Below are 6,871 nucleotides of genomic sequence, written 5' to 3' on the forward strand. Positions count from 1 at the left end.
TATGGCGTGTCGGCGGTCCGCAGCAACACAATCCGCCGGAGACGGCACGATGTGTCGGCAATCGAACAGGCTTCTGTCAAGGGTGTACGGGCCATAACCCGGAAGTTTCACGGACGGCCCGTCAGGGGGGACAAAAGCCCCGGCCGGGCCTTGCTCGGCAAGGCCCGGCCGGGTGCGCGCTCTTGGTGTACGGGGTTGACGTCCGTACCGCCGTGTCAGCCGAGCAGGGTGCTCAGTTCGACGTGCGGAAGGCCGTGCGCCTCGGCGACGGGGCCGTAAACGACCTGACCCTCATGCGTGTTGAGGCCCTTGGCCAGGGCGGCGTCGCGGCTGAGCGCGTCCTGCCAGCCGTGGTTCGCCAGCTCGACGATGTAGGGCAGCGTGGCGTTGGTCAGCGCGTAGGTGGAGGTGTTCGGGACGGCGCCGGGCATGTTCGCGACGCAGTAGAACACGGAGTCGTGGACCGTGAAGGTCGGCTCGGCGTGGGTGGTCGGACGGGAGTCCTCGAAGCAGCCGCCCTGGTCGATCGCAATGTCGACAAGTACACTTCCGGGCTTCATCTTGGCGACGAGCTCGTTGGTGACCAGCTTGGGGGCCTTGGCGCCCGGGATCAGGACGGCGCCGATGACGAGGTCGGCCTCGACGACGGCCTTCTCCAGCTCGTAGGCGTTGGAGACGATCGTCTGCACCTTGGTGCCGAAGACCTTGTCGGCCTCGCGCAGCTTGTTGATGTCCTTGTCGAGCAGGGTCACGTGGAAGCCCATGCCGACGGCGATCTGCGCGGCGTTCCAGCCGGAGACGCCACCGCCGATGACGACGGCCTTGCCGGCGTGGGTGCCCGGGACGCCGCCCGGCAGCACGCCGCGGCCGCCGGCCGAGCGCATCAGGTGGTAGGCGCCGACCTGCGGGGCCAGCCGGCCCGCGACCTCGGACATCGGGGCGAGCAGCGGCAGCGCGCGGTTGGCCAGCTCGACGGTCTCGTAGGCGATGGCGGTGGTGCCGGACTGCAGCAGGGCGTCGGTGCACTCGCGGGACGCGGCCAGGTGCAGGTAGGTGAAGAGGGTCTGGCCCTTGCGGAGGCGGTGGTACTCCTCGGCGATCGGCTCCTTGACCTTCAGCAGCAGGTCGGCGGTCGCCCAGACCTCGTCCGCGGTGTCCAGGATGGTGGCACCGGCGTCGACGTACTCGGCGTCGGTGATGGAGGAGCCGAGACCGGCCTCCTTCTCCACGAAGACCTGGTGGCCGTGGCGCACCAGCTCGTGCACGCCGGCCGGGGTGATGGCCACGCGGAATTCGTTGTTCTTGACCTCGCGGGGGATGCCGACCTTCACGTAGATCACGGTCCTTGTATCAGAGAATGACAGGCTAATCCGGATATGCCGCGCATACCAGGGCAGACCGCGTCGATCGCGGCGTAGCCAGTCTAATAAAGGATTGCGCGCTGTCTAGCCTTGCATTGCACCAATCTTTGCGTAAACGGCCACTGTTTTCTTAGGTCGCCCTCAACGGCCCTCCCGCAGCGCCTCCTCTCCCGCGACGGGCCCCGCCGACGGGGAGCGCAGCTGTCCCGGCACCTGCCCCTCACCCGGGCCCCCGGCCTCTCCCGCCGCCCGCGTCTCCTGCGGCGCACCACCCTCGGGGGCGGCCAGCAGCCGCTCGGCCTCGCGGCGCTGCCGCTCGGCCGTCTCCGGGTCCCCGAGCCGCTCCAGCACGTCCGCCAGCCGCAGCCCCAGGGCGCCCTCCAGCCGGGGATCCCCCGCCTGCCGCGCGCACTCCACCGCCTCCCGGCAGGTGCGCAGCGCCTCCCGGTACCGGCCCGCGTGCTCCATGACCAGCGCCGACTCGCCCAGCGTGCGCGCGTACGCGCCGAGGTCCCGCAGCCGGCGCCAGGCCGCGCCCGCCCCGCGCCAGTCGCGCAGCGCCTCGGACCACTGACCGGCCCCGGTGTGCACCGCCGCCAGCCGTCCGTACAGCCGGGCCTCGTCCGCGAGCTCGCCCCGGGTCAGCCGCAGCTCCAGGCCGCGCCGGTACCAGTCGACCGCCCGCTGCCAGTCGCCCAGCTCGTGGTGCGCCGCGGCGATCGACTCCAGCGCGCGGCTGGTGACGTACGGATCGGCGGCCTCCCGCGCCGCCTGAAGCGCCTCCCGGTAGCGGCCGAGCGCCTCGGCGGTGCGCCCGCCGCGGGTGTCGAGGTCGCCGAGGTTCAGCAGCGCCGCCGCCTTCTCCAGCGGCATCTCGCAGCGCCGGGCCACGTCCAGGACGAGCTGGTGCAGCCCGTACAGCTCGGGGGCCGCCTCCTCCTGACCGAAATGGGCGGTCAGCGCCCGGGTCAGCGCGGAGACCAGCCGGCGGGCGAGCGTGTCGAGACGGCCGTCCTCCACGGCCATGCGGGCCGCGGCCAGCAGCGCGGGCAGCCTGGCCCGCAGCCATTCCTCCGCGACCTCGCGCGAGGGGAAGCGCAACGGCCGCGGCAGCCCCTCGACGCGGCGCCGGACGGCCGGGTCGTCCCGCTCGGTGGCCGCCCGGCAGGAGTGCAGCTGCCGGACCGTGCGCTCCAGCATCCGCGCCCGCGCGAGCTCGGCCTCGGCGGGCCGCTCCTCGGCGTCCAGCAGGACGCGCAGCATCGGCGCGAGGGCGCCCGGCACCCTGTACTGCGCGGGCAACGCCTCGCACGGCCCCTCGGGGGTCTCGGCACGCAGCAGGCCCCGCGCGGTGAACTCCTCCAGCGCCGCCTGCGCGGCGGAGTAGGAACAGCCGGCCAGCGCGGAGGCGGTGTGCGCGTCCGCCAGCCCGGCCGGGGCGAGGGCGAGCAGCCGCAGCAACCGCGCGGAGGCCGGGGACAGCGCCTCGCAGGCGAGCCAGAAGGCCCGGGCCAGCGGCCGGCCCGCGCCCTCGTGGCCCTGCAACGGCGGCAGCGTGAGCAGCTGCTTGGCCACGTCCAGGACGGACATCTTGGGGCGGGCCGCCAGCCAGCCGCCGACCAGGACCAGCGCGGCGGGCTGGCCCCCGCACTCCTCGACGACCGCCCGGGCCGCCATGGGGTCGCAGGTGATACGGGTCGGGCCCGCGTACCACTCCAGCAGCTCGACGGCGGCCGCGGTGTCCAGCCCGCCGAGGGTGCATGGGCGTACGTCCGGCACCCCGGTCAGCGGGCCCCGGGAGACGGCCACGACCAGGCAGCCGGGTTCGTCGGGCAGCAGCGGGTCGACCTGCTCGGCGCTGCCGGCGTCGTCCAGGAGCAGCAGCACCTTCTTGCCGTCGAGGGCACGGCGCAGGGCCTCCGTCAGCTCGTCCTCCGCCGCGCCCGCGGGGACGGGCGCGGCGAGGGCGGTGAGCAGGGCGCGGGCGGTGCGCTCGGTGGGAACGGGCTCCCCGTCCGCCCCGGTCAGCCGGGCCCGGACCACGCCGTCCGGATAGTCCCCGGCGATCTGCCGGGCCAGCTCCTCGGCGAGCGCGGTCCGCCCGGAGCCCGGGCGCCCGGCGATCAGCAGGACGCGTCCGCGCGGGGGCCTGCGGCCGGCGAGCGTGTCGAGGCCGGTCCGGACGATGTCGGCCCGCAGCTCCTTGAGTTCGCGCATCCGGCCGACGAAGGGGTGCGCCACGGGTTCACTCCGTCCGACGGTGCGCGGTGGGACGAAGCTGAGCCTAGTTCACGATCCGTTGGGGGCGGGTGAACGTGGTGGGGCGCCATTGAAGATCACCTATTCGGGTTGTCGTTCCGGGGGCTCCGCCCCCGCGCCCCGGGGCACGCCGCCTACGCCTCGTACGGCCGGGCGGGCCACTCGGCGTCCGCCGGGCGGAGCGCGCCGATGCCGTCGCCCGCCAGCGCCGCCTGGAGCGAGAGGACGCCCACCACCAGGCAGTTGTTGTGCAGCTCCCCCGCCAGGATGCCCCGCGTGAGGTCCGGCAGGGAGACCCGGGCGAGCTCCATGTCGGCCTCCTCCTCGAAGACCTCGAAGCGCTCGCCCTCGGCGACGGACAGGTCGCGCGCGAGGAAGATGCGGACGGCCTCGTCGCAGCCGCCGGGGGTCGTGTAGACGTCGGTGAGGACGCGCCAGTCCTCGGCCTTGACGTGAGCCTCCTCGTAGAGCTCGCGCTGGGCGGCGTGCAGGGGGTTCTCGCCGGGGACGTCGAGCAGACCGGCCGGGATCTCCCAGAGCTTCTGGCGCACGGGGTGGCGGTACTGCTTGAGGACGATAACGCGGTCCTCCTCGTCGAGGGCGAGGACGGCGACCGAGCCGGGGTGCACCTGGTAGTCGCGGGTGACGGTGGAGCCGTCCGGCATGACCACCGCGTCCGTGCGCACGCTGGTCTTGTTGCCGGTGAACGGCGTCCGGCTCTCGGTGACCTGCCAGGATTCGGCGGTGTCCTTGATGACCATGTGCGTACTACCTCCGTGAAACGCGAAACCGGGGCAGGGCCCGTGAAGGCCCTGCCCCGGCAACCGTATCGGTCAGCCCTGCTGGCGCTGGACGGCGGCCTTGATCAGGCCGGCGAAGAGCGGGTGCGGGCGGGTCGGCCGGGAGCGCAGCTCCGGGTGGGCCTGGGTGGCGACGAGGTAGGGGTGGACCTCGCGCGGGTACTCGACGTACTCCACCAGCTTGTTGTCCGGGGAGGTGCCGGAGAAGAGGATGCCGGCCTTCTTCTCGAGCTCCGCGCGGTAGGCGTTGTTGACCTCGTAGCGGTGGCGGTGGCGCTCCTCGACGTAGGGCTGGTCGCCGTAGACCTCGCGGACGATGGAGCCCTCGGCGAGCTTGGCCGGGTACATGCCCAGGCGCATGGTGCCGCCCATGTCGCCCTCGCCGGCGACGATGTCCATCTGCTCGGCCATGGTGGAGATCACCGGGTGCGCGGTGGCCGCGTCGAACTCGGTGGAGTTGGCTCCCTCGATGCCGGCCAGGTTGCGGGCGGCCTCGATGACGACGCACTGCAGGCCCAGGCAGAGGCCCAGCAGCGGGACCTTGTTCTCACGGGCGTAGGTGATCGCGGCGACCTTGCCGTCGACACCGCGCTCGCCGAAGCCGCCGGGGATGCAGATGGCGTCGACGTCGCCGAGCTGCTTCTTGGCGCCGCCGGGGGCCTTGCAGTCGTCGGAGGTGACCCACTTGATCTTCACGCGGGCCTTGTTGGCGAAGCCGCCGGCGCGGATCGCCTCGGTGACCGACAGATAGGCGTCGGGCAGGTCGATGTACTTGCCGACCAGCGCGACGGTGACCTCGTGGTCGGGCTCGTGGACGCGCTTGAGCAGGTCGTCCCACTGGGACCAGGCGACGTCGCGGAAGGGCAGGTCCAGGCGGCGGACGACGTAGGCGTCCAGGCCCTCGCCGTGCAGCACCTTGGGGATGTCGTAGATCGACTTGGCGTCGATCGCGGCGACCACGGCGTCCTCGTCGACATCGCACATGAGCGAGATCTTCCGCTTGATGGCGGTGGGGACCTCGCGGTCGGCGCGCAGCACGATCGCGTCGGGCTGGATGCCGATGTTCCGCAGGGCGGCGACGGAGTGCTGGGTCGGCTTGGTCTTCAGCTCGCCGGACGGGCCGATGTACGGCAGCAGCGAGATGTGGACCACGAAGACGTTGTCGCGGCCGACCTCGTGGCGGACCTGACGGACTGCCTCCAGAAACGGCAGCGATTCGATGTCGCCGACGGTGCCGCCGACCTCGGTGATGACGACGTCCACGTCATCGGTCGCCATGCGCCGGATGCGGTGCTTGATCTCGTTGGTGATGTGCGGGATGACCTGCACGGTGTCGCCCAGGTACTCGCCGCGCCGCTCCTTGGCGATCACGGTGGAGTAGACCTGGCCGGTGGTGACGTTCGCGGAACCGTCGAGGTCGACGTCGAGGAAGCGCTCGTAGTGGCCGATGTCCAGGTCGGTCTCGGCGCCGTCGTTGGTGACGAACACCTCGCCGTGCTGGAAGGGGTTCATCGTGCCCGGGTCGACGTTCAGGTAGGGGTCGAGCTTCTGCATCGTCACCCGAAGGCCCCGGGCCTTGAGCAGCGCGCCCAGGCTGGAGGCGGTCAGCCCCTTGCCGAGCGAGGAGGCGACACCCCCGGTGACGAAGAGGTGCTTGGTCGTCGTGGGCTTTGCGGCAATGGCCAAAGGGGGGCTCCCGTGGTCGCGTGCTGAGGTGCGGATCGGCGATCACCCGGTCTCTTCGGGGCGCCGTCGCTGCGGTTCGGGGTCGCCCGAATTGTCACCAGGCGCCCACCGCTCCACGGGCTACCAGGGTATCAGCGCCCAGGGGTGGGCGCGCCCGGTGACGCGGCGCGACGGGCCCGTCCGCCCTGTGTCACGGGCCCGCGCCGGGCCGCCCGCCGGGCCACCCATTCGGCACAGATTCCCCGGCCAACCGTCGCGCGTGTACCAACTCCGCGTCGTATCCTGCTCGGACACACGCAGCGAGCCGGCCGGCGACGGCACCATCCCGCCCCAGATTCCGGAACAAGAGCTCGTCGAAGATCGCTTGACCGCACAGAGGACCCCGCGGGGTCACGATGCCGTTCGACTGGAGATGACGTGGCCGGGCGTATCGAGGATTACGCACTGATCGGCGACATGCAGACCGCAGCCCTGGTCTGCCGGGACGGCACGGCCGACTGGCTGTGCCTCCCCCGATTCGACTCGCACGCGGCGTTCGCCGGACTGCTCGGCACCGAGGAGCACGGTTACTGGCGCATCGGCCCGGCGCACCCCTCGGGGGCCGCGCCGCCGCGTGCGGACCGCCGTCGGTACCGGGGGGATTCCCTCGTGCTCGAATCCGAGTGGGACACCCCCCGGGGCACAGTCCGGGTGATCGACTTCATGCCGCCGCGCGACGGCGCGCCGCAGCTGATCCGGATCGTCGAGGGGGTCAGCGGGCGGGTG

General features: G+C 72.3%; 5 protein-coding genes. 1 reads left to right on the forward strand and 4 read right to left on the reverse strand.

What is annotated here, in order from left to right; genetic code table 11:
• Positions 1-215: 215 nt before the first annotated feature.
• The 4 genes from ald to AB0K09_RS08395 form a co-directional block, all read right to left on the reverse strand.
• A complete protein-coding gene (gene ald, locus AB0K09_RS08380) occupies positions 216-1,331 on the reverse strand; it encodes an alanine dehydrogenase (protein WP_366064512.1) in 1,116 nt (371 codons plus the stop codon).
• Positions 1,332-1,502: 171 nt separating this feature from the next.
• The gene (locus AB0K09_RS08385) at positions 1,503-3,578 is read right to left on the reverse strand and encodes a tetratricopeptide repeat protein (RefSeq protein ID WP_366064513.1); all 2,076 of its coding nucleotides are present in this window, start codon (positions 3,576-3,578) and stop codon (positions 1,503-1,505) included.
• Positions 3,579-3,754: 176 nt separating this feature from the next.
• On the reverse strand, positions 3,755-4,381 hold the full coding sequence (locus AB0K09_RS08390) for an NUDIX hydrolase (protein ID WP_366064507.1): 627 nt from the start codon (positions 4,379-4,381) through the stop codon (positions 3,755-3,757).
• A gap of 72 nt (positions 4,382-4,453) precedes the next feature.
• Positions 4,454-6,100 carry a CTP synthase gene (locus AB0K09_RS08395; protein WP_366064514.1) on the reverse strand — a complete coding sequence of 549 codons (1,647 nt, stop codon included), beginning with the start codon at positions 6,098-6,100 and terminating at the stop codon, positions 4,454-4,456.
• A gap of 423 nt (positions 6,101-6,523) precedes the next feature.
• On the opposite strand from AB0K09_RS08395, the gene AB0K09_RS08400 reads away from it, so the two are divergent.
• Positions 6,524-6,871: trehalase-like domain-containing protein (locus tag AB0K09_RS08400; RefSeq protein ID WP_366064508.1), on the forward strand; the 348-nt coding region annotated here is incomplete at its 3' end.

Origin of the sequence: Streptomyces sp. NPDC049577 (genome assembly GCF_040675635.1) — a bacterium.
Taxonomy (GTDB): Bacteria; Actinomycetota; Actinomycetes; order Streptomycetales; family Streptomycetaceae; genus Streptomyces.